This window comes from Clostridium sp. KNHs205, assembly GCF_000702945.1.
In the GTDB taxonomy this organism is placed as follows: Bacteria; Bacillota; Clostridia; order Lachnospirales; family Lachnospiraceae; genus Anaerocolumna.
In genome coordinates this window covers 2,672,855-2,696,511 of sequence record NZ_JNLE01000003.1, presented here as the reverse complement: position 1 = coordinate 2,696,511, position 23,657 = coordinate 2,672,855, and the positions used below count along the sequence as shown (strand labels likewise).

Genomic DNA, 23,657 nt, shown 5'->3' with positions numbered 1-23,657 from the left:
GTTTCCCAAAATCACGACGCAGAATACCACTCTTTTTATTAATCTCTAATTTTCTCTCAGTTTATCAGCATACCAAAGGATTACATTTTGTATACGGTATAGCTCTGATTCACGGCTTACAGTTCTCCACACTTCCTTATAAGCATAGAACCAATGCTCCAATTGTTCAGCCAAAGTCTTTGAATTCTCGGCAGCTTCACTGTCCACACCGTAAAGCTCTTTACAAAGAGTAGCACCGATGGTATTGAACAGCACCATACCTTCTGCCGCAACAATATAAGGTTTAACCTGATCTCTTTTTGTAGTATCAAGATGTTTCAGATTCCTGTACAAGTGAAGGATACCTTGCTTGATGGTATCATTGGTCGCTTTCACATCGCTAAAATCCACTGATGTCAGGAAATGCTCCTTCTCCTCTTCACTTTTTCCCTTACTTTCCATTTCCATGTAACGGACAGCATGTAACCAGTCAAACACGCTGTTTTCTGAAAGTATTGCCGCATTATGTACAAAAGAAAGAGAACTGTCTTCAAACTCAAGACCGGATATCTGAGCCTTAATTTCATCTTTGTCCGGAATCAGATGATTCCAGGAAAATGCTGCTCCAAATATGATACCTGCTATACTGAATTCCGGATGATTAATATGCCCAAAGTCACCCCAGTCCGTATTTAAAACACCTATTGCATGATATTTATAAGCATAGGAACACATTCTGCTGATATTCTCATAGGAAGCGTCAATGAAATTAATAAACTGATTCCAGCCTGCAACTCCCGGGCACAGATATTGAACAGCTCCCGCTTTTGCAAGTACTTTGGCAGACTCTTCTCCTTCACATCTGGAATATCCCCAGTTAAGGCAGATAGTTTCTTTGGGCAGCTCTTTTATTGCCTCCGGAAAGCCTTTGACAATATCTCCCCAGAACATGGGTATTTTCCCTTTATCAACAAGGTATTCGCATAATTCTCTGACATACTGAATATACATGCTGTTAACACCTGCCTGGTCAGCCAGTTTTTTTGATCTTCCTTTACCTAAATCAAAGGTCTCATCAGCGCAGATATTGAAATATCTGGAAGAAAATAAAGGCAGGTATTCCTCAATAAGCTGCTTGATCAACTGGATACTGCCTGTATTCGTTACATCCACCGTATGATGGTCCATCCTGTCATCAAATGAAAAGGGCTGCTTATCTGAATCTTCAAGCTCACAAAGAGAAGCATAGGTCTTAGAACTCAGCAGTTTATATAAATGTCCAAAGCTTGATAGGGAAGGAATCAACTCTACATGATATTGCCTGCAATAGGCATCCAGTTCCAGAATATCTTCACCGGTCAGAGGGGTATCATCCCTCCACACCTCACTTAAATCCTTAAACAAAAAACTATGTTCCACATAAAGCTGCAGTTGATTTATTTTATAATAGCTGAGTTTTTCTACCAGCTTCTTTAAATAGGCAAGGGTAGGGATTCTTCCTCTTGTTACATCAAAATAATAACCCCTGTTTGGTATGTCCGGGTAATCTTCAATGCTCAAATATGGCAATACCGCTCCTTCCATAGCAATGACCTGTCTTAAGGTCTGTATTCCATAAAGTATTCCGGCACTGCTCCCTCCATAGATTTGTATACCATCTGCGTCAATGGTCAACTTGTACTCTTCTGATTTCATAGCTGCAGCCTGTGTCAGGTAAATACAGTTGGTATCAGCCTCCCCTTTTGTGATGGAAAGGTTATAGCCAAGCTTTAACTGTATATCCTTCCCCAAAAGCTTTGCATATGTATACACTTCGCTGCCACAGGCAGCATCAATTATAATTCTTACCTGATAGGATAAAACAAAATGCTCATTTCCCGTTACGACCACTTGGGGTCTTGGTATAATATTCATAAACACCCACCTTTCTTGTTACAAATATGTTCTCCACTGCACTCAGGCCAGTGCGTTCTGTCAATCAGAATGCACTGAAATAGCAATCAATAAAAATTAATTTCTAAGATATTATCATCTCCGGATAAGGTCAACCCCCTTATCACTAATATATTAAACGCTGCAGAAAGAAGAAGCGGGGCAGCTTCTTCTTTCCTTTAAGTTTATTATGCAATATTTTTGGTTATGAGGAAATACAAATTTACAATTATTTGAATTTAATTTTGTAGGTCTTTATCTCATATGGTTTTATCTCAAAGGCAAAACCTTCTTCTAATCTGGGTACTGCTGCAATTACTTCCTCCAGCAGATTGCACTCTTCAACAGATACAATGTCTGCTGCTCTTTCAAGGGTTACTTTTGCTTTTGTCAGGGCATTTTCAAATTCATAGATACGCAGTACTATACCGTCACCAGCTTCAGCCTGTTTTACAGTTTCAAGCATAACATTCGATTTATCAATGGAGGCGAAGGAGTTAAAATCACCGGGAACACCACCTTTTACCGCATAAGCCGGCTGATTTAAGCTGCCAGCTTCTCTTACGGTGCCTGCCGCTCTCCAGCCTTCAGCATGGGGATAGATTGCGTAAGTAAAGTAATGTTCTTCCTGATCTGTTGCAGGATTAGGTTCAATACCGGATTTAATCAGGGTGACAGCCATGTTGCCGTCCTTGACTGAGTGACCGTACTTGCAGTCATTTAGCAAACTGACACCATAATGTCCTTCTGACAGATCGATCCACTTATGACCGCAGCTTTCAAATCTGGCCATATCCCAACTGGTGTTGCTATGTACCTTTCTCGTAAGATTACCAAACTGAATATCAAAAGAAGCTTCATCAGAGTGAATATTTACAGGGAAATGTACTTTCAGAAGATGCTGATGCTCTTTCCAGTCTACGTAGGTATTGAAATCAATCCTTCTGCTGTCGGCATAGAAATATATCTTCTGCTTTATGACTGAATTGCTGACCTTTCTGTCAATTTCCAAGGTAACGCGAACTTCGCCGAGCTCCGTCCATTCCATGCGGGTTATTCCGGTTATATCCCAGAATTTTTCCGTATAGAAGATATCAATATCCCAGTTATCATAATAAATAGGCTTATCTTCATAAATACGGAACAGATTTGCCTGCTGACCTTTCTGTAATACCTCTCTGTCATTGTCTTTATCATAGATGGAAGTAAATAATCCTTGTTCATCCAGTTCAATGATATAGAAAGGTGTTTCAAGGAGATTACCCGCCAGCTTAAAGGATGCTTTACTTACTTTTTCGCTTATTACTTCAAAGGTCTTACTGCCTTTAGCAGGTAATCCTTTAACATAAGCAACTGTGCCATCACCGGTGCTTTGAACCGGATAAATATTACCAGCTTCATCCTTAAGGGCCTTCCCCTCAATAGTTCCAAGATTTACAATATCATCCCTTACAAAACCCAGGGTATTGTAGATGGTCACGCCTTCTCCTACACCCGTTAAAGCCTCCAGGCAGTTACGAATAATAGAGCCGGCTGTATCTGCTATTTCAGCATATTCCTGCTTTGTAACTTCGTATACCTCTTTAATACTGGAACCTGGTAATATATCATGGAACTGATTTAGCAGCACTTTTTTCCACATTGCATCAATTTCTTCTGCGGGATATGGAATATTCTCCTTCAACGCCATAACAGCGAGCAGTTCCAGATCCATTAACATCAGCTCGCTCTTACGATTCGAGCGTTTGTTCCTTGCCATGGAGGTGTAAGTTCCCCTATGGTATTCAAAATAGAATTCTCCTTCCCATTCCGGCAGCCTTTTGTTATCCTTTACTCTGTCGTATAACTCATCAAAATAGGTTCGGGAGAACTCCTGACGTACTTTGGGTATACCTCTTACCCCTTTTTCCATACGAAGAGAGGTCTCTAACATTTCCCTGGTGGGACCGCCGCCGCCATCACCATATCCATAGGATATCAGAATATCATTGTTAATTTCCTTGTTCTGATATCGGGTCCAACCGCCCATAATGGCATCAGGATGAAGCATACCGTTATAGGTGGTAAAAAATTCATTGGTGCTCTGCCCTACTCCAAGGGTAGATATAAAATGGGTAAAAATCTTTGTTCCGTCAATACCTTTCCAGTTCAAGGTATCATTGGGTATCTTGTTAAATTGATTCCAGGCCAGCTTAGTGGTCATAAAGTAATCAATTCCGGACTTCTTCATAATTTGTGGCAATGCTCCGGAATAGCCGAATACGTCCGGCAGCCAGAGTATTCTGTTATCGACACCAAATTCCTCTTTAAAGAATTTCTTTCCGTGCATAAACTGACGTACTAAGGATTCTCCGGAAGTAAGATTACAATCCGCTTCAACCCACATACCGCCTTCTGGTTCCCATCTGCCTTCTTTTACCCGTTCTTTCAGTCTCTCATAAAGTTCCGGATATCTTTCCTTCAGGAAATAGTATAGCTGGGGCTGGCTGGACATGAATTTATAATTCGGGTATTCCTCCATCAGCTTAAGCACAGTAGCGAAGCTTCTTCCAACCTTTTCTCTGGTCTGTTCAACCGTCCACCACCAGGCAACATCAATATGCGTATGCCCGATGCAGGTTGCAATTACATCTTCATAACCTGCCATGTCCTCATACAGAGCTTTCTCAAGATAGGTATCAGCAGCTGTTAAAGACTCATAAAATTCCTTTGTATAGGGAATTCTAAGGTCCAGAAAATTAATGCAGTTATTTAATACTGCTTCAATGTCTTTTCTTACCTTATCGTCTTTCTCCATTCGGGAAAAAGAACTTAAAGGTACCTCTATATCATAATAAAGCTTTTCGATTTTAGGATCGATCTCAAGCATTTCAACTATCAGGTTAAATTCGCTGTGAAGTGTTCCTGTATAAGACTGCAGATCCAGGCGATAGGTCTGACCGGCCACTGCTTTCTTTGTCAAAAGGACTCTTCGGTGATTCATATCTATCCCCTGAGTTGCCACATCGTCAACAAATAGCAGGAATTGCGGATTTTTTCCATCATCCCATTCCTCGATCTGAGTTCTTACATTCATCCATACCGCTTTGCCCTCCATGGAAGGGGGTACTGTAAATTCACTGCGAAACCAGTAATGTTCATCAGGACCATACCAGTGCATGGTTCTGCAGTCGAATTGCTCCCATAGGGCTTCAGCTTTGTCCGCATCCTCCGGAAATATATAATTTCCTTTTTTGAATTTCCAGTTATCGACGGTAACTTTTTGTACAACTGAAAGCTTTTTTAATTCATCACAGATAACACGAATTCTCTTATCCAGAAATACCATAGACACCTCTTTCTACTCAGGGTACAGTTACATATTGCTTTTACAAGCAATTATTCCTATACCCCGGTCAATAATTCTTCCTTTATATCCCTGTTTCATTATACAGGATTTCTATAAGTTGAAATAGATTATTATACCTTACTTTCCTCAAATGTTCATAAATTGAAACCCTTTTAAATGTTTATAAATCTAGCTATTTTAAATGTTCATAAATCGAAGCTATTTAAATGTTCATAAATCATCGAAGCTATTTTACAACCAGAAAGATAAATAAGTTTATACTTCTTTCATGGCTGCCATTAAATCATCCACTGTCGTAAAAGCCAAGCCCACTACTGTATCTGCGCAGCCATAATAAATCGCAATTCTTCCGGTATCTGCATCAGTCAAGGCTGCACAGGGAAATACCACATTAGGTACATCACCGGTTCTTTCATATAATTCATCAGGGGCAAGGATATAATTCATGGTTCTCTTCTTTACCTTCCAGGGTTGGTCAAGATCCAGCAATGCACAGCCTATACGATATACAAAACCGTTACAGGTCGCCAGAACCCCATGATAAATAAGAAGCCAGCCTTCGTCTGTTTCTATGGGAGTAGCTCCTGCCCCTATCTTGGTGGACTGCCAGCCGGACTCCTCAAAATCACAGGTTCCCATCACATAACGGTGATGTCCCCAATACTCCAGATCCTTGCTCTGACTGTAATAGATATCGCCAAAGGGTGTATGTCCATTATCACTGGGACGGCTGAGCATTGCATATTTATCACCTATTTTCTTAGGAAATAACACACCGTTTCTATTAAAGGGCAGGAATGCATTTTCCAATTGGACAAAATTTTTAAAATCAAAGGTATATGCAACTCCTATGGTGGGACCGTGGTATCCGTTGCACCAGGTTATATAATAACGATCTTCTATGTAACAAACTCTTGGGTCATAACGGTAAACCTTTTCCGTAATTTCCTCATCTTCTCCTGTAAATTCAATGGGCTCCGGCTGTATGTCCCAGCTGATGCCGTCTTTACTGAACCCTGCATAGATATCCATGGTCACAGCCTTGCTGTCACACCGAAATATTCCTGCAAACCCCTCCTCAAAAGGCACTACCGCACTGTTAAAAATACTGTTCGAGGTGGGTATTGCATCCCTTCCGATAATAGGGTTTGCATCATAACGCCAGACCGGATTATTGTACCCTTCCGGTTTATCCTGCCAAGGAAGATTATTATATGACCCTCCAATAATTTTACTCATCTTTTATCCTCCATTATGTTATTCGTCAATGCACTGCTGCTGCCTGGCATTCTCTCTTTGATTTATGATAAAATTGGCTTACTTTCAGGAGCAGATAATCCAATTTATTTCCAATTTAAGTGTTGTATTTTTCTCTAACAGTACATTAAACGAGCTATTGCAAAACCTCTACGCGAACTTTCTGCCTGCATTTTGTAACAGCTCGTTTAATATTTTGAACATTGATTGACTTTCTTTATATTTATTAATTTCTTTTTACTTATCAATTTTTATTTATTTTCTCTAGTTTTTGCTTTTCGTTACTGATTGATTTTTTACTTGTAATTTCTCATTACTTACTGTTTTTTACTTACTGATTTTCAGTACTTACTAATTTACATTACTTGCTGATTTTCAGTACTTGCTATTTTAACTACTTATAGATTCTTAGTAATTTCCATAACTTACGGATTTTCATTACTTGATATTTATCATTTCTTACTGATTAATTTTTACTGCTTTTTTTTCATAAGCTAATCACTAATTGCTCAAAGTGTCCAAAGCATTAATATCTCTTCGAGTACAGGCAAATTGCAGAAAACAGAAAGAACGAATGCGCCTATGGAGAGGCATTAGAAGTCCTTTTCTCTGGAAATTTTGTGCTATCGTATCAAACAGATTGTTTGAGCGCAGCGAGTTATCTGTTTGATACGATGTCCAGCACAAAAATTCCAGAGAATTAGGACTTCTTATGCCTTGTAATCGAAGCATGAGTTCTATCTGTTTTCTGCAGTTTGCCGTCCCCTTGCCAAAAAACTAAACTTCTACCACCATATATCCAATAACACTATTTATAATAAGCATTAATCTGATTCTGTACTTCCGTAAGAATAGTATCAAGACCACCAGCTTTTAATTCCTTTGTAATCTTAGCAACTGTCTCTTCAGGATTTGTAGCCCCTGTTAATAATTCACTCTTATATTTATTATAAACTTCTCTGCAGTTTGCAAGTTCATTCTGAATCTTGGAGTAATCTACGTTAAAGCCTAAGAGTACAGAAGGTTTTGCATTCTCATTTAAGGCTTTTACTTCATCCCACTGATTGAATTCATCTGTTGTCAGCTGTGATACGGTAAAGAAGGTACCCTGTGTATAACCTGCCATCTTCCAGTCAGTGTTAAGTCTTTCAATCTTGCCGTCATCTGTGTATTTGAAGTTCTCTCCTTCAACACCGAAATAAAAGGCATCTCGAACCTTTGTATCCAGATTAACAAGCTGTAAGAACTCCAGACACTTTTCAGGATATTTAGAACCGGAGTAGATTGCATTCACAGAACCGCGAACTGTTTCATTGGAAACGATAGTATCATTTATCTGAATAGCTTCTGCTTCTACGCCCATATTAGGTCCCCAGGTAGTTTTTGCTGCTGAAGGCCATCCCTGAGCTACGCTTACTGCTTTGTATGTAGGTGTTTCAGAAGTAGAAGGTGCATCAGGATTGATAATTCCTGCTTTGTACCACTCATTTAAGATTTTCAGCTGAGACATTACATCTGCCTGCTCTAAAACATTTACTACTGTACGGCTCTCATCATCAAACTTTACTCCGACTGCAGGAATTCCAAGACCCATGGAATCATATAAACTTAAGATCATACTAAGTCCATTCTGGTCCATCGGAAAGGCTGCAAGACCTTCGCCTTCTGTGATTTTCTTTAAAGGTTCCGTAAGAGCTTCCAGTGTATGGATATTCTTATAATCTATGCTGTATTTATCAGCCATTGCCTTATCCCATACAATATAATTGGACATGGAGGAATCCTTATAGGTAGGAACACCATAAACATTTCCGTTGATGGATACTGCACTCCAGTAATCTTCAGGGATATAGCTGTACAGCTCAGGTGAGCTTGTTTTTACGATATCCTTGATATCATAATACGCACCTAAAGCAACATCGCTGGCGAAATTGCTGCCATCTGTAAAGAGAATATCAAAATATTCACCTGAGTTAACAAGAATATTTCTTCTGTTCCCCCAGTCACCCCAAGAAACAACTTCCATATCGATATTAACCCCAATTTTTTCTTCAAGATATGGATTAATCTGTGCTAACCATGCTTCATAATTGTCAGGCATACCACTACCAACGGCAATCCATTTCAAGGTTACTACCTCATCCTTGGATGCGTTATCATTACTATCTGCCGGTGTTGTCGTTGCAGCTCCATTGGTTGTTCCCTGGCTGCCAGTGTTTTTCGTGTTATCCTTTGTGTTCTTAGAGCATCCTGCAAAAATTGTACTAAGGATCAGCACGAAAGATAATAACAAAGCAATCTTTCTTTTCATAAAATACCTCCTATTGTTTTGATATTTATTTATTTATTAAAGTATAATACTTTTAATAAATCGCAGTTATTTGGGTAATTTCATTCAATATTAACAACTAATCGTTTGGGTTTATCCTTTTTATCAGTTCAATCAGCCTTTTACAGAACCAATGGTTAAGCCTGAGACAAAATACCGCTGAAAAAACGGATAAGCACAGGCTATGGGAACAACAATTAGTACTGCAATTGCCATTCTCGCAGATTCTGTAGGCATCAAATTCTTATATTCCTGAATCGAGAGTCCTGCCGATGGGTTGGTGGCAAGAAATTCAACATTTTTTTGAATGTTATTTAAAATAGCCTGTAATGACATTAAATTGCTTTTGTTTATGTAAAGGGAGGACTGAAACCAGTCATTCCAATAGCCAAAGCTCAAAAACAGACCAATTGTAGCCAGCAGTGGCTTCGAGATAGGTAAGATTACTCTTGTATAAATACTCAGCTGATTGGCACCATCAATTTTGGCAGCTTCTACAATGGAATCCGGAATACTTGTTTTAAAGAAAGTCTTACATATGACTACATTATAGGAGGATACCGCCAGCGGAAGTATCAATGCCCAGATGGAATCCTTTAAATGGAGGAGATTCAGATTCACTACATAGGATGCCACCATACCGCCACCAAAAATCATAGGGATGAAAACTACCCAGGTAAGAAATCCTTTTAACTTATACTCAGCTCTGGATAAGACATACCCCATGGAGGAGGTCAGTATCAGACCTATTATGGTACCTAATATGGTAACCAGCAATGAAATTCCGAAAGCATTGAATATGGTATCCTTTTCATTCCACAGGAACATATATGCGTCCAGGGAAAACTCCTTTGGGATGAACCTGTAACCCCATTTGGCAATGGATTGCTTGGAGGATACTGATATCATAATTACGAATAGAAAAGGGATAATTGCAACTGCTGCTCCAATTACGAATATGATATTAAATATAAAATTAGTAGGTTTTGAGATTCTGTTTAATTTATAATCTGATTCTTCTTCTTTATTTTTTCCGAACATCTATCTTCACCATCCTCTATATTAGTTAGTTAACATGGCGGTAAAATACCACCTGATAAGTTATATGATTGCATATTCGTCATCTACCTTTTTAACGATCCAGTTCGCAAACAATATTGTTAAGCAGCAGGCAACAGATTGCAGGAGTGAAGTTGCGGATGTCATGCCAATTGGTGAATTAGATCTGATTGCATTGTATATATAGGTATCAATTGTAGAGGAAACATTATAAAGGGAAGCCGGTATTCCTCTTGTAACCTGATAAAATAATCCGAAGTCAGAACTGAAGATACCGCCGATACTTAAAATAAACATCATGATTATGATAGGTTTTAAAAAGGGAATGGTAATATATTTTACCTGCTTCCATTTCGTCGCTCCATCTATAACAGCCGCTTCGTAATAAGTAGTATCAACGCCTGTTATACAAGCCAGATAAACTACTGTTCCATAACCGACTCCTTTCCACATCTTCATGAAGATTAGAATAAAAGGCCAGTATTTTGCTTCCATATACCACTGAACAGGTTCTCTTCCCAAGCTCTCCAATATCTGATTGAAAATACCTTTATCAGCACTGAGAAAGGAAAATACGAAATAACTTACAACAACCCAGGATAAGAAATGGGGAAAGAACATACAGGTCTGATAAATCTTAGACTTGACCTTTCCGTGTATCAGACTGAGCATAATCGCCAAAGTAACCGGTATCAGGATACCCAATATAACGAATACCACATTGTAAAGAATCGTGTTACGAAGTAATAATGCAAAACTGTTTGATTTAAACATGTACACAAAATTTCCGAAACCGGACCAATCACTATGTATCAGATTATATAGAAATCCTTTACCGGGAAAAATTCTATAATTCTTAAACGCAATTATCACACCAAACATAGGCAAATAGCTAAACAATACATACCATACAAAGGTAGGTAAAGCCAGCAAGGATAACTGCGAGTCATCTTTCGTCCAGCGTCCTCTTTTTGTTTTTTTCTTCCCCGAAGCTTTTTTCATGCTAACACCTCTGCCTTTCTCATTCTGCAATTATGTAACAAAATTAACCAATAAAACTTAACAACTACCATAAAATGTTAATATCATATCATTAATCAATATAAGTAAATGTTCTTATGATGCTTCTTTACTTAACATCAATATTAACGTATTTCACAAAAGATTAACATAATTTTAACATGGGTTTTTTCTGCTGTCAATATGTTTTTAAAAATTATAAACAAAATTACTTCTTTAAAATGCCATATTGTATGTTTTTTGACTAATCAATTTAATAGAAATAGTAATTATATTATTTTTACTAATATATATTCTATTGACAACATTTCAAACATAATATTATAAAATGTTAATTTAAGTTAACATATACGGATTTATGTAACTCAAGATTTCTCTTTTAGTACAAACCAATATACCGAATAACAGGAGCCACTCGGAATTCTTTAAAAACAACTCTTAAGGTTATAACTTCCACCGGTGTCAGCTCACAAATTTTTTTATATCCAATGGTAGTTCCGCTATACACCAGAAGCCCTGACTCCTCTTTGGTATCTGCCCAAATTTCAAAACGCTCTACCCTCTGGCTCATCCTAATCTGTTCCTGAAGAACTACATAATGAATCTTTTTCGCTTCTTTCAGGTTAATTATAATTTCACAGGAGTTACAATAATCAACAGCTTTCCAATAGGTTTCATCCTCTTTCAGTACATTGGAAATTTCATGTTGCCCTTCTGTTTCTGTTGCCTTTATGACAGCCTGTTCCGCATAATTATTTTGAAAATTACTTCGGATGAAGTCACCTAATTCCACTAATCTTTCTTCATCAAACCTGGTGATAAAGCCATCTTTGTGGGGCGGTATATTCAACAGAAAGACACCGTTACCGCCAACAGAATTAAGGTAAATATGTTTAAGAGCCTTAAACGACTTCACCTGCTGATCTTCTGCTTTATGATAAAACCATCCTGGCCGGATGGATACATTTACTTCTGCCGGATACCAGATCAGACTTTCTGCCTTGCTTACCACTTCCCGGCTGCCAAGATCTTTCGTTTGCTGATCCAACCCCTGCTTACGGAATTCTTCATTATCTGCCTTTTGTGAGTTCTCCATAATGTCCGACTGTGAGAAAACTTCTGCAGGTACTACACTCCATTCTGATTCTCTGCAATCTCCGGCTTCGTTTCCGCACCAACGCACATCCGGACCACATACTGCAATAACTGCTTCCGGCTGTAATCTCCGGATCAATGCATAATAGCGTTTCCAGTCATACTCCTGTCTCTTGCCGTTTGGCCCTTCACCACAAGCTCCGTCAAACCATACACTGTAAATTTTACCGTATTGGGTTAAAAGCTCCGTCAGCTGTCCGCAGAAGAAATCGTTATACCTATCTCCGCTGCCATAAGTCGATTCATGCATATCCCAGGGAGACAAATATACTCCCAGTTTGATACCGTACCTTTCGCAGGAGGCAGAGAGCTCTGCTACAATATCCCGCCCGAAGGGGGTATGCATAACTGAATGCCTGGTATACGCAGTATTCCAGAGACAGAATCCGTCATGATGCTTGGCAGTAATGATGCAGGCTTTTATCTCTGCCTCTTTAAGCACTTCACACCATTGATCCGTATCAAGGTTCTTCGGAGAAAAAAGGAAGGTATCCTCTTTTCCTGTCCCCCACTCCCGGTCTGTAAAACTGTTCATTCCATAGTGAAAGAAAGCTGTATATTCAAGCTTCTGCCAATTTAACTGATTTTCACTGGGTACAACCGATATTAATTTTTCCATCAATGATTTCATTAATCCATTCTCCTTTTGTTTATGCTTATTTGAAAAAACCCGGTTTTTACACCAGGTTTTCTATCACTTATTAATTTATGTTTAAAATATTTTTCAGTTCTCTGCTTGTGCACTTTTCACTTTATTGTTATTCTTGCTGTGCTTAAGCTTTACTGTTTTTCAACTTTTTTATGATATATGAGAAGCACGGAGACAAAATCTATGCTGAAAGGACTTTTCATTAAGCCTGTATTTTTCCAGCAATTCAGGTCCGCAGCTATGGGAGCCTATTCCGCTGACTTTATAATCCACTCTGACTATTGTCTGGCTCTTGGGTACCAGTTCGTGGCTGTGACCAGCTTCTGTTAACTGTTCAGAATCATACCGGGATACATTACACTCAAAGCCTTTTTCAGAATAAAACTCAAGCCCAGCTCCATTATCCTTATAAACTTTCAGATACTTTACTCCCGTGTGATTGCCATGTTCCTGAGGCATTATGTAAGGAAAATATTCTTTAGCCACTGTGGAATGATATAATCCTGTCTTTACATGATGGCACATATCCCTGTAATTCTCATAGGGTCCCATGCCAAAGTAATCTATCTGCTCCATTCCTTCCGGAAGAATAAATTCATAACCAAATCTTGGCAGCCAAATACACTCTTCGTGAATTTTAGCCTTCAGTTCAATTGTCAGATATCCCTTCGTATCTATCCTGTAACTGGCTTCATATCTTGCAAATGGTTCTCTTGCCACTCCTGCAAGACTTCCGCTTACAGAAATCTCAACCTGGTCTTCATCAGCCTTCTTCCAGTCCATACGGTAGCACTTATGAAATAGATGATTTATATTCCAACCACTGTAATAATCAGAGAAGAGTCCCCATTTATGCTTAATATATCTATCGTTATCTGTAGGTGCTCTCCAGGCGGTAAGCTTTGCAGCTTCTTTAAACAATTCCTCGCCTTTGACCCTGATACCAGATAAGGTTCCTTTATGTTTATCAAAGCTGTACTCAATATCGGAATCGCAAAAGACTGTTAAAGTATCTTTTCCTTCCTTCAACTTAAGTTCGTTAACGGAAGCCTTTGCTTCTGATAATGTTTTGTTGTAAAACCAATCCTTTATCTGTACCTTGGATATGGGAAACTGTACCATGGCAGTTTCATAACCTGCCATTGCCCAAGGAGAATCCTTGCGGGTAATTAAAGAAAGGTTCAAAAAACAACCCATTTTACAGCTATCCGGCAGTTTATAATCCAAGTATAAAAGCTTAGATTCATGGGGTTTTAGCTCCACTACCATCTCACCCCTGGTTATTATTTCGCCATCTGTCATCAGTTCCCAGTTCAGGCCAAACTCCTTTAAATCAGTAAAATCATGAAGATTGGTTATGGTAAGTTCACCGCAGCTGCCATCAAGCAGTTCCGCTTTCATATATTGATAAGCTGCTTTTGCCTCTAATGAACCTGCCTTAAAGGTTCGGTCTGCAAAAACCAATCCATCTACACAAAAGTTTCCGTCATGAGTAGTCTCTCCAAAATCTCCCCCGTAATAATACTTACCCTCTCTAAGTACTGCATGATCTGCCCACTCCCAGATACAGCCGCCAATCAGTCTGGGATATCGGTAAAATGTATCAACATAATCTTTTACATCTCCCGGACCATTTCCCATGGCATGAGAATATTCACACAGAAAATAAGGGCGTGTATCTTTTTTGTCAGCCCCCTCTTCTTCCAGAGTCTCCACACTCATATACATATAGCTGACAACATCTACACAGGAAGGATTGTCTACCATATTTGCTCTTTCATAATGTATGAGCCGTACCTTATCCCTGCTCTTGATCCACTGGCACATTTTGTTATAATGACTTCCATAACCGGATTCATTTCCCAAGGACCACATAATTACACAGGGATGATTCTTATCCCGTTCGACCATTCTTTTTATTCTTTCCAGTAAGGCCTCTTCCCACAAAGGATCATCCGTAAGCCAGTCCTTTGCATAGGCCTTATATTCACAACCGGTTGTCTTCGTAGCAAAACCATGCATTTCTAAATCCGCTTCGTCCACCACATAAAACCCATATTGATTACACAGCTTTAGGAATTCCGAAGCAGGCGGATAATGAGAGGTACGTATGGTATTGATATTCAAACGCTTCATGGCAATCAGATCTTTATGGATATCTTCAAGAGACATTACATGCCCCTTTTCAGGATGGGTATCATGGTGATTTACACCTTTTAACTTAACAGAAGTTCCGTTAATAAGCAGCTCCCCGCTCTTTGAGACCTCTATGGTTCGAAATCCAACCTGAACCGGTATATATTCCTCCTGCAGCTGAAATACAAGGGTGTACAGGTTAGGAGTCTCAGCTGTCCAAAGCTTTGGTGAATCCATAACAAAGGTAACCTGTCCGTTTATCACCTGCTTTTTTTCTATAAGGATATCCTTATGGTATATACTGCTCCATACCATCATTTCCTGCTGCTTATCCTCCTTTAAAACATCTATACTAGCTGTAACCTTTTGGAGATCACTTTCTATTTGAATATCCTGTATATGCACCTTTTCTCTTGCTAATAAATATACATCTCTAAATATCCCTGACAAACGGAAGAAATCCTGATCTTCCAGATAGCTGCCATCACACCATTTAAGAACCTTTATTATCACTTCATTCTCTCCCTGTTTTAAACAGGGGGTTATACGAAATTCTGCAGGCATATGACTGCACTGGCTGTAGCCGATTTCCTGTCCGTTAACAGACAGATAGAAACAGGAATTAACACCTTCCAGAATCATATACACTTCTTTTTCCTGCCAGCTCTCTTCTATTTCAAAGACTTTTCTATATACACCGCAGGGATTGTCATCAGGTACATAAGGCGGGTCAACAGGATGAGGATAATTAATATTGGTATAATAGGGTTTATCAAACCCCAGCATCTGCCAGCTTGAAGGTACCGGAATGCTGCCCCATTGTTCAATTACCTCTGTCATCTCATAATATGTATCGAAATACTTAAAATCCCAGGTACCATTTAATAACCTGTAAGAGCTGGATTGCTCCTTAACATCTCGTAAAGCTGTATCCAGATTATGATAGGGAATAAAATAAGCTCTTTCTTTTTCTCTGCCTTTTTGCAGAAATGTTGGATCTTGCCATTCAGTTTTCTTCATCGCAACCTCTTTCCGGAATATCTGTACAAGTAAATTTAACATTATTAACATTTAAAGCAACATTTTAACATCATAATAACACGATATTATTCGGATGTCAAATAATTTTACACAAAAAAGAGCCTTAAAAAGAATACTAATTTGTCATTTTTGTACTCTTTAAAGGCTCTTTTTTATATTATTATTAAATTTTTTTTTACTTATTTCTTCCTTTGGTTATAAATATCTTCTTAACCAGGCAGTCATTTTATATACCCGTTGAGTTTCTATAGATTACTTTTGTCCTCACATAAGTAACTTCATAGGGGTCATCTGGGTTGTCAATTCTGTACAGCAATTGCTTTGCCAGGCGTTTGCCGATTTGAGAATTATTAACCTGTACGGTGGTCAGATTCTTTGTGTAATTGAATTCATTATTATCATCATAACCGGATACCGCCACATCTTCCGGTACCTTATATCCATGGCTCTCCAGATATTGAACAAGTATATTGGCAGCATGGTCATTCACGCATACAAATGCATCCGGCACCTGGGTGATCCCGTTCATAAATTCCTCTATGGCGCTGACATAGGTGTTTAAAGTCATGTTACCGGTATAGCAGATATTCGGGTCGATAGACTTCCCAGACTGATACATGGCTGACACATACCCTTCGTATCGCTCCATATTGGTCTTCGCATACTGGATATCACCAATAAACCCTATACGTTCATGTCCTTTCTTAATCAAGGAGGTTACAATTTCTTTGATACTGTCCCTTCCTTCTAAAAGCAGCAGATCCCCTTTTAAGGATTCCGTGGTCATTCCCGTAACAATATCGAGAAACACCTTTGGTATTGCCAGTTCGTTAAGCAGATTCAGCATAGCCTCATCATAGACATTCATAATAATGATTCCCTGAATACTACCATCTGTTAAGGATTGCGGCAGCACATACCCATCTGTCAGATGTGCCGGCAGATATGTATACATCAAACCAATACCGCTGTTTGAAAATTCTTCTGCAAGCTGGTGGATTATCTTCACCCAGAAAGCTGAAGTTTCCGGCCTGGATACCACTACGGAAACTAATGTCTGCTTCTTTAATGGAATAGCTATGCCTGCCTCCTGAAGTTTTGATGGCTGGTAGTTTAATTCAGCGGCGCATTCCAAAACTTTTCGTTTCATGTCCTCCGAGACACCCTCTTTGTTATTAAACACCTTCCATACGGTTACTCTAGATATATCCAGTAAATCAGCTATATCTTGTATTTTTGCTCGTTTCATCCAATATAACCCTTTCATTTATTACAAATCTTCATTCCATGTAAACTCATTCTGTTATTGAGATTATATCATAATCACATGCAAAGCAACAACATATATTTTGTTAATGTTCATATTATTTTAACATTTGTTAACGATTCTCCTCTAAATGCCTCTCTGATAACACTTCAAAAAGAAGAAACTAAAATTTTTTATTTTTTATTTTGTGACAAAGGATGCAATTAAAGTGTATTATAGGTGAAAGCTTTCAAAATACAGGAGGTGGTTTTTGTTGGAGCACAATATTTTTCTTGTGCATGCAGAAAAACATAAAGATACTGTTTTTCGTATTTCATTGAGTTATCTGGGTAACACCTATGATGCGGAGGATGTTGTGCAAGAGGTTTTTATGAAATTATATGTAACGACTAAGCATTTCGCTACAGATGACCACGTCAGATACTGGTTAATACGGGTTACTATAAATACCTGCAAAAACCTGCTAAGGAGTTCCTGGAAGACAAAGAATGTTGCCTTGGACCAGGTCACTGTGCCAGTAGCTGTATTTGAACGTAGCGAGCAGGAAGACCTCTATCAGGCAGTCATGGAGCTGCCGGAAAAATACCGCACTGTCCTGTATCTGTATTATTATGAAGAACTGTCCACCAAAGAAATTGCCCGGTTACTAAAAATAACTGTTACTTCTGTTACCACCAGACTTTCTCGTGCACGAGACCAGTTAAAGGAGGTTTGGATATATGAATGATAAGAACTTCTATAAAGATACATTTTCTCAAATACATTCATCACAAAATTTAAATATGGAGGATTATAAAATTATGAAAACCAAGAGGAAACATCTCAGAAACATAGTTATTGCCGCAGCTTCTGTCAGCATTATAGCCATTGCTTCAACCTCTGTGTATGCTGCTAATATGTTCGGTCTAAAGGATATGATTATAGGAAACAACTCCAGCCTTAAACCGGAAGATAACGGAAACATAAATGATACTGATCCTGAGAATACCCCAGACAGTTCTCCAGATACCAGTACCACAAAAGCACCTCAGGTTGCCAAAGAGGACTATATATCACTGCAGGGCTTTTCTGACAGCAATGAAAGCAAAGCCAGTGCCGAATGGCTCAGTTTTACACAAAGCTATGACCAGGAAGGTGCCTTGTTAAACGAGGTGGGCAATGGTCCTACGGGTCTTGATTCCAAATATGACCTTTACCTGGTGTATACCCAGGAAATGGCTGACAGATTGGAGGAAATCCTGCAAAAGTACGGCCTTCGCCTGCACACCTCCCTTTCCGTACTTACAGACAGTGAGGAATTGATACAAAAAGCAGGCACAGGTAATTTCCTGGGAACTTCCAATACTGCCTACAGTTCTTATATTTACGAAGATGGCACCTTTCATTTTGACGGTGAGGCAGCCTTGGACAACGGGCTGGTTATTAGCTACCAGTTCGAAAATTATAAAAAAGGAACCTTTAGTGATGTTTTCTTAAATATTGGCAATATTGCGGATTACCAGGAATGGAACTATAAGACTGCCAGCCAGCAAACGGTAAGTCTCGCCATCAGCCCGGGTAAATCCTTAATTATCGCTGATTTGGGAGACTCCTTTATAACCGTTAATGTACTGGCTGGTACAGAAAGTGGATTTCTTGATGATGACGGCAAGATCACAGCCTCCGACCTGGAAGCCCTTGCCGATAGTTTTGATTTTACTCTGGTAAAATAAAACCAACCTCTTAAAACGAAAGCCAAAAAGGCGGAGCTATTGAGTATTTATTTACGACCTGGTCCGAAAGGGTGCCAATGGAATTCCATTCTTTCCAAAAAGCGCTACTTCACTGTAATTTGTCCAGCAATAGCGAACCGCCTCCGGCTTTACAATCTGATTGGAATAGACAAATATTTTTGAATCTCTTATTTCGTATTGTGCAGGCTGATAATTCAGCTCATCATCTGCAATCTCAAAACCATTATATTCACCTCTTACTTCAAAACCCTCCTGTGCATAATCAAAACTCAGCTCAATACCGCCTTCCAGATACTCAAAAGAACGATAAACAGGACCAAAGGCTTCTTTCTCACTGCTTTTATGAAAAACATGATAAAGTGCCTGCTGTGCAAGACGTTCTCCTACCAGCTTCTTATCCTTAGGGTGTATCTCATTAAATTCACCACAATCCAGGGTTACGGCAATCCCCGTATTCTTAACCGTTTGGAAAGTATTCATCTGTGCCTCACGAATCAGGCACCAGTTCTTAAAATCCTGTGTATCCTTATAGCGATGCATTGGAAGCTGAACCAGCAAAAAGGGCAGAGTCTGATCCCTCCAATCCGATCTCCATTGTTTAATGAGACGTGTCAGTAATTTCTGATACATATCTGGTTTGTGGTCGTCCGATTCCCCCTGATAATAGATAAATCCCCTTAAGGTGTATGGTACAAGTCGTTTCAGGATAGTATGGTATAAACCACTGGGTCTAAAGGGATTCATACAGCTCTTTGGTCCCGGCCACAGACAGGGTCCCAGTATTTCCTGAACTTTTTCCCAGGTCATTTCAGTGTCTTCGGAATATAATCTTGTACATTCCTTATCCCATTTCTCATGGTAATCCTCATATTCCTTAAATTCCTTTATTTGCAGTTCTTCTGTCTTACCTTCTGTCTCCTTATAATATTCCTCCCAATAAGTATTCAGTTCAGCATCTTCTCTGACAGCCTCTTCACTCATCCAACAGGTTGCTGAAGTCCCACCCCAGTTACAGCCAATTACGCCTACAGTAACATTTAGTTCCTCCGCCAGTTTCTTTGCAAAGATATATCCCACAGCCGACCATTGCTTTGCATTTTCTTCACTGAATTCTGCCCAGCTGGTCTTGGCTTCATTTTCATAGAACCCTTCATCGATATAGGACATTTTATTGGAATAGAAATATCTTACATTGGAACCTATATCCTTCTTAAGCATTTCCTGTCCGCCTTTACAATTTGAAAGCTCATATTCCATATTGGATTGACCGCCAGCCAGCCAGACTTCACCGATAGCAACATTTACAAAATGTCTTACCTCATTCTCACAACGAACGTTCAATTCATATCCCGTACCAGCTTTCATAGGCGGCAGCAGCAAAGACCAGCTCTCTGCTTTTACCTTTGTTTCATAGGTATTACCATTGAAAGTCACCACTACTGTCTTATTATTTTCACCCTGCCCAAATATACAGATATTTTTATCTCTTTGCAATACCATGTGATCACTGAATATTGCAGCTGTTTTAAACTTTGCCATATGCTTATCCTCTTTCCAAATCAATAATTGCAGTTCTAAATTATTTCTGAGCTTATACTATATAAAGTATTGATAGGTTAACGTATTATCAAGCAGATAACAATATAAGAATTTAGTTATATAATGCTATAAAAAATAGTGCTTAGTAAAGCTTCCATTTTCTAAGCGGAAAAATGAGAACATATTGTTAAAGTTATAATAAAAAGATAAATTATTCCTTCTTCTTGACAGTTTTATTACACAAGCGCACAATGTAAAATAATAACAGCAGAATATCAGCTTATTACAGGGGGGAGAAAAATTATGAAAATCAGATCTATAAACATTCGAATCATGAAGCACAGAAAAAACCGAGCTGCTGCTTTTCTATTTATAGCTATATTTATCGGTTTAATCGGCAGCTTAGTTGCCTTTTTTCTAATTAATAAAGATTCAAAGGAAGAAGAAAAGCTGTATAGCGGGTATATTTCTTTCAATAACGAAACTCTTGCGCTGGATGAATTTGAGTTTATAACTTTTGAAGATAAAGAACGTATGAAAGAACTGAACCTGACCGATGAATATATGCCAAACGGATACTATATTTATAATGAGTCAGAGGAGCTTTCTTATTTTGAGATTAATAATGAGACTGAGTTTACTTTTTTTGATCTTGGTAATTTATTTGTAAAAGAAGGGGATGATAAAAAATATACAACAACTGATAAAGAAGAATTCAGGCAATTTTTATATAGCAGTGATGATGTCCCCAGAAGAACTCCCTTTTGGATTAAAGTACGAGGTAATACAGTCCTATCTGTCACAGAGCAGTTCGTTCCATAATAAATTCAGCACAAAATAGCCGTTACATAGATACTAACGGCTATTTCGCTACATACTTCTATTGCTCCACTACCCCAAAATCATCTACATAGACATATGCCCCGCCGGATGGCTTATAGGCATACACCGTTGCACTGGTAACACCTGCTCCGGTTGTAAAAGGAATACTTATCATCGTCCAGGAGGTACTCACCGAGGTCGCGGTCACATCCGTTCCTCCAAAACCGGTAACACCAATCTGAATCTGCCCTCCCGTCTCTGCCTTAACCCAGGCGGTACAGATATAGCTGGTATTTGGGCTTAATCCTGTAAGAACCTGCTTGATACCATCTTCACCGGCTCCCAGCCTCACACATTTTGAGCAGCTTCTTGCATTTGATACACTTGCTGCAGTACCTGAATGAGTTGTTACCCAGGGTGAGATTATTCCGTTCTCAAACCCTGACTGCTTAACGATATTATCATAAAGCACACTATAGTTTTCAAAAACCGGTTCCGGGGGCGAGGTAAAATTATGTCCTGCTGTCCAGTCGGTTCCGCCATATTCATAAGCTCCAATATCCGGTGCCGATCCGATATAACCATCCGTAATTCCTGGTATTACAACACCTTTATTAATAGCCGGAGAAGCTGCCTGCAGCCTGAAGTTATAGGATGCAGTATCAACAAATAAGGGATTGGTTCCCGAGGTAATATTATTCCCTTCTATATGAGTCCCCGGCAGTGTAAAGGCAGTAGTAAAGATGTTGTTGAAAATTCTGTCCCCATACATATCCGTCTGAAAATTACTTCCCCAATATCCCACATTACCGTTACTGTAAGTGGTATTATTATAAATCAGGTTAAAATTACTGGGGGTGTTCAATCTGATTCCCGTATAGTTTCCCCATACTACATTATGATGCACAATATAACCCTTGCTGCCATTATCCAGATAGATACCGGTACCGGAATAATTCTTTGCCAGATTATCATGGATATAATTATGATGTATTACCGTCCCTTGCCCATCCCAGGCAAATTCATAGAGTATTCCACAGTCCCTTGTCAGCTTTCCCGCATTATACAGATTATTATACTGTATACGGCTGTTTTGGGTTGGCATAAATATCAGATGACGCCCGGCATTATATACTGTATTATGACTGATCAGATGGTCTGACCCCAGTAAATAGATTGCGGGGATATCTGCTGCTGAATAGTCCGCCTCATGGATAAGGTTATTTATTACCTTATTTCCTGTACCTTGTATACTTACCAGATTACCGGAGCTGTAGGTCAAGGTACTGTTCCTGAGCTCATTGTTGGTGCCGGACATAAAAATTCCGGTACTGTATTGGCTGGTAACATCGGAATCGTGGCTGATATATTCCGCAGTCATACCAGACACTTTGCAGTAATTAGAGGCTGACATTCTAATACTGGAGGCAAAGATGTTAATTCCGGTAATGTTTATGTAAGAGCGGGAACTCAAATCAAATGCATAGGTCCGTTTCTTTGCTTCTACTGTCAGTGTATTTGGATTAACTCCTCCGGGTGCCCATAAATAAAGCCTGCTCGTACTGCTGTCATAATACCATTCACCCGCACTGTCAAGCTCCTTAAGATTACCGGTGATATAATAGCTGTTGCCGGCTGCCGCTGCAATACCCATTGCATCAAAGGTAATAGAACCGGCAGCTGAGCTGGTGATAGTACTTTTATAAGATTTATATCCGGTTCCCGGAACACACCAAACCGTTTTACCAACCCAATAACCGGCTGCCTGTGTTAAGTCCGCATCGTAAATTGTTGTGGCAGAACCGGAGTCAACCGTTGCAAAGGTTGAATTTAAAGGGTCAAGTGCTGCTGAATTTGGCCATCTGGCTTCAAATTGCATTTTCTTATTAACAAATATCTGGTCTTTTGATCCAAGGGAACCAGTCATAGGTGCATAATAGACAGAGCCGGAGTAATTTACCCAGCCAGTAACAGGCTCTGCACCGGAAACAGTTACAATCTCACCTGTATAAGCCTTAAAGTTTATGGGATTGGCAGACGACCCGGAAGTATTCAGGGTTACCGTTTCCCGGTAGGTCCCCCCTCGTATGATACAGGTATCGCCAGCAGTCATGGTATCTGCTGCCTTTTGTATTGTTTTCCAAGGATTTGACAGTGTACCGGTTCCAGTGATGTCGTTCCCTGTCGTAGAAACATAATATACGGAAGCTGCTTTTGCGCTTCCCCCACTCAGGTTAAACGTAAACATATTAATCAGCATGATTACAATGAAGAACATACAGCCTTTTCTCTTATTCACAGCTTACCTCCTGTAATGAATTCTATTTTCAGATACGGCTTCTACCCATGGGCTTTACTTCACTGCCTCATATTTTCTGATATTAAATCCA

Annotated in this window: 14 protein-coding genes; 3 read left to right on the top strand and 11 right to left on the bottom strand. The window is 39.2% G+C overall.

Annotated features, from left to right (window positions below):
- Window positions 1–45 precede the first annotated feature (45 nt).
- The 9 genes from BR73_RS0111255 to BR73_RS0111215 all read right to left on the bottom strand — a co-directional run bounded on the left by BR73_RS0111255 (window position 46) and on the right by BR73_RS0111215 (window position 17,155).
- Window positions 46–1,893 (bottom strand): glycoside hydrolase family 20 zincin-like fold domain-containing protein, encoded by a 1,848-nt coding sequence (locus BR73_RS0111255; protein ID WP_033165604.1) that lies wholly within the window; start codon window positions 1,891–1,893, stop codon window positions 46–48.
- A 247-nt stretch (window positions 1,894–2,140) separates the two neighbouring features.
- Entirely contained in the window at window positions 2,141–5,239 is a 3,099-nt protein-coding gene (locus BR73_RS0111250; protein ID WP_033165603.1) for an alpha-mannosidase, read from the bottom strand.
- Window positions 5,240–5,515: 276 nt separating this feature from the next.
- Window positions 5,516–6,499, bottom strand: a complete 984-nt coding sequence (locus BR73_RS0111245; RefSeq protein WP_033165602.1) for a glycoside hydrolase family 130 protein — start codon at window positions 6,497–6,499, stop codon at window positions 5,516–5,518.
- A gap of 826 nt (window positions 6,500–7,325) precedes the next feature.
- The gene (locus BR73_RS0111240) at window positions 7,326–8,828 is read right to left on the bottom strand and encodes an ABC transporter substrate-binding protein (RefSeq protein WP_033165601.1); all 1,503 of its coding nucleotides are present in this window, start codon (window positions 8,826–8,828) and stop codon (window positions 7,326–7,328) included.
- Between the two features lie 132 nt (window positions 8,829–8,960).
- Complete coding sequence (locus BR73_RS0111235; RefSeq protein ID WP_033165600.1) at window positions 8,961–9,887, bottom strand: carbohydrate ABC transporter permease; 927 nt, start codon at window positions 9,885–9,887, stop codon at window positions 8,961–8,963.
- Window positions 9,888–9,947: 60 nt separating this feature from the next.
- The gene (locus BR73_RS0111230; protein ID WP_033165599.1) at window positions 9,948–10,907 is read right to left on the bottom strand and encodes an ABC transporter permease subunit; all 960 of its coding nucleotides are present in this window, start codon (window positions 10,905–10,907) and stop codon (window positions 9,948–9,950) included.
- Window positions 10,908–11,304: 397 nt separating this feature from the next.
- Window positions 11,305–12,711: an alpha-L-fucosidase gene (locus BR73_RS0111225; protein WP_033165598.1), complete on the bottom strand. Its 1,407-nt coding sequence runs from the start codon at window positions 12,709–12,711 to the stop codon at window positions 11,305–11,307.
- A 168-nt stretch (window positions 12,712–12,879) separates the two neighbouring features.
- Window positions 12,880–15,885: a glycoside hydrolase family 2 TIM barrel-domain containing protein gene (locus BR73_RS0111220; protein WP_033165597.1), complete on the bottom strand. Its 3,006-nt coding sequence runs from the start codon at window positions 15,883–15,885 to the stop codon at window positions 12,880–12,882.
- A gap of 247 nt (window positions 15,886–16,132) precedes the next feature.
- Window positions 16,133–17,155 (bottom strand): LacI family DNA-binding transcriptional regulator, encoded by a 1,023-nt coding sequence (locus tag BR73_RS0111215; protein ID WP_033165596.1) that lies wholly within the window; start codon window positions 17,153–17,155, stop codon window positions 16,133–16,135.
- Between the two features lie 271 nt (window positions 17,156–17,426).
- Here BR73_RS0111215 and BR73_RS0111210 point away from each other — a divergent pair, with 271 nt between their 5' ends.
- On the top strand, window positions 17,427–17,900 hold the full coding sequence (locus BR73_RS0111210; RefSeq protein WP_033167338.1) for an RNA polymerase sigma factor: 474 nt from the start codon (window positions 17,427–17,429) through the stop codon (window positions 17,898–17,900).
- Window positions 17,893–18,885 (top strand): hypothetical protein, encoded by a 993-nt coding sequence (locus tag BR73_RS0111205; protein WP_051685142.1) that lies wholly within the window; start codon window positions 17,893–17,895, stop codon window positions 18,883–18,885. Before BR73_RS0111210 ends, BR73_RS0111205 begins: the two co-directional genes overlap by 8 nt.
- Before the next feature lie 51 nt (window positions 18,886–18,936).
- Here BR73_RS0111205 and BR73_RS0111200 read toward each other — a convergent pair whose 3' ends face one another.
- Window positions 18,937–20,445, bottom strand: coding sequence for a sialate O-acetylesterase (locus tag BR73_RS0111200; protein ID WP_033165595.1), 1,509 nt, complete (start codon window positions 20,443–20,445; stop codon window positions 18,937–18,939).
- Window positions 20,446–20,748: 303 nt separating this feature from the next.
- Between BR73_RS0111200 and BR73_RS0111195 the strand changes: the two genes are divergently transcribed.
- The gene (locus BR73_RS0111195) at window positions 20,749–21,267 is read left to right on the top strand and encodes a hypothetical protein (protein ID WP_033165594.1); all 519 of its coding nucleotides are present in this window, start codon (window positions 20,749–20,751) and stop codon (window positions 21,265–21,267) included.
- Between the two features lie 58 nt (window positions 21,268–21,325).
- On the opposite strand, the gene BR73_RS0111190 is transcribed toward BR73_RS0111195, so the two are convergent.
- Entirely contained in the window at window positions 21,326–23,566 is a 2,241-nt protein-coding gene (locus BR73_RS0111190) for a right-handed parallel beta-helix repeat-containing protein (protein WP_033165593.1), read from the bottom strand.
- Between the last annotated feature and the right edge of the window lie 91 nt (window positions 23,567–23,657).

Coding starts and splice junctions, on each gene's coding strand:
- BR73_RS0111240 (WP_033165601.1), bottom strand. CDS start 8,828: ATGAAAAGAAAGATTGCTTTGTTATTATCTTTCGTGCTGATCCTTAGT.
- BR73_RS0111215 (WP_033165596.1), bottom strand. CDS start 17,155: ATGAAACGAGCAAAAATACAAGATATAGCTGATTTACTGGATATATCT.
- BR73_RS0111225 (WP_033165598.1), bottom strand. CDS start 12,711: ATGAAATCATTGATGGAAAAATTAATATCGGTTGTACCCAGTGAAAAT.
- BR73_RS0111200 (WP_033165595.1), bottom strand. CDS start 20,445: ATGGCAAAGTTTAAAACAGCTGCAATATTCAGTGATCACATGGTATTG.
- BR73_RS0111235 (WP_033165600.1), bottom strand. CDS start 9,887: ATGTTCGGAAAAAATAAAGAAGAAGAATCAGATTATAAATTAAACAGA.
- BR73_RS0111250 (WP_033165603.1), bottom strand. CDS start 5,239: ATGGTATTTCTGGATAAGAGAATTCGTGTTATCTGTGATGAATTAAAA.
- BR73_RS0111230 (WP_033165599.1), bottom strand. CDS start 10,907: ATGAAAAAAGCTTCGGGGAAGAAAAAAACAAAAAGAGGACGCTGGACG.
- BR73_RS0111255 (WP_033165604.1), bottom strand. CDS start 1,893: ATGAATATTATACCAAGACCCCAAGTGGTCGTAACGGGAAATGAGCAT.
- BR73_RS0111195 (WP_033165594.1), top strand. CDS start 20,749: ATGAAAATCAGATCTATAAACATTCGAATCATGAAGCACAGAAAAAAC.
- BR73_RS0111245 (WP_033165602.1), bottom strand. CDS start 6,499: ATGAGTAAAATTATTGGAGGGTCATATAATAATCTTCCTTGGCAGGAT.
- BR73_RS0111220 (WP_033165597.1), bottom strand. CDS start 15,885: ATGAAGAAAACTGAATGGCAAGATCCAACATTTCTGCAAAAAGGCAGA.
- BR73_RS0111205 (WP_051685142.1), top strand. CDS start 17,893: ATGAATGATAAGAACTTCTATAAAGATACATTTTCTCAAATACATTCA.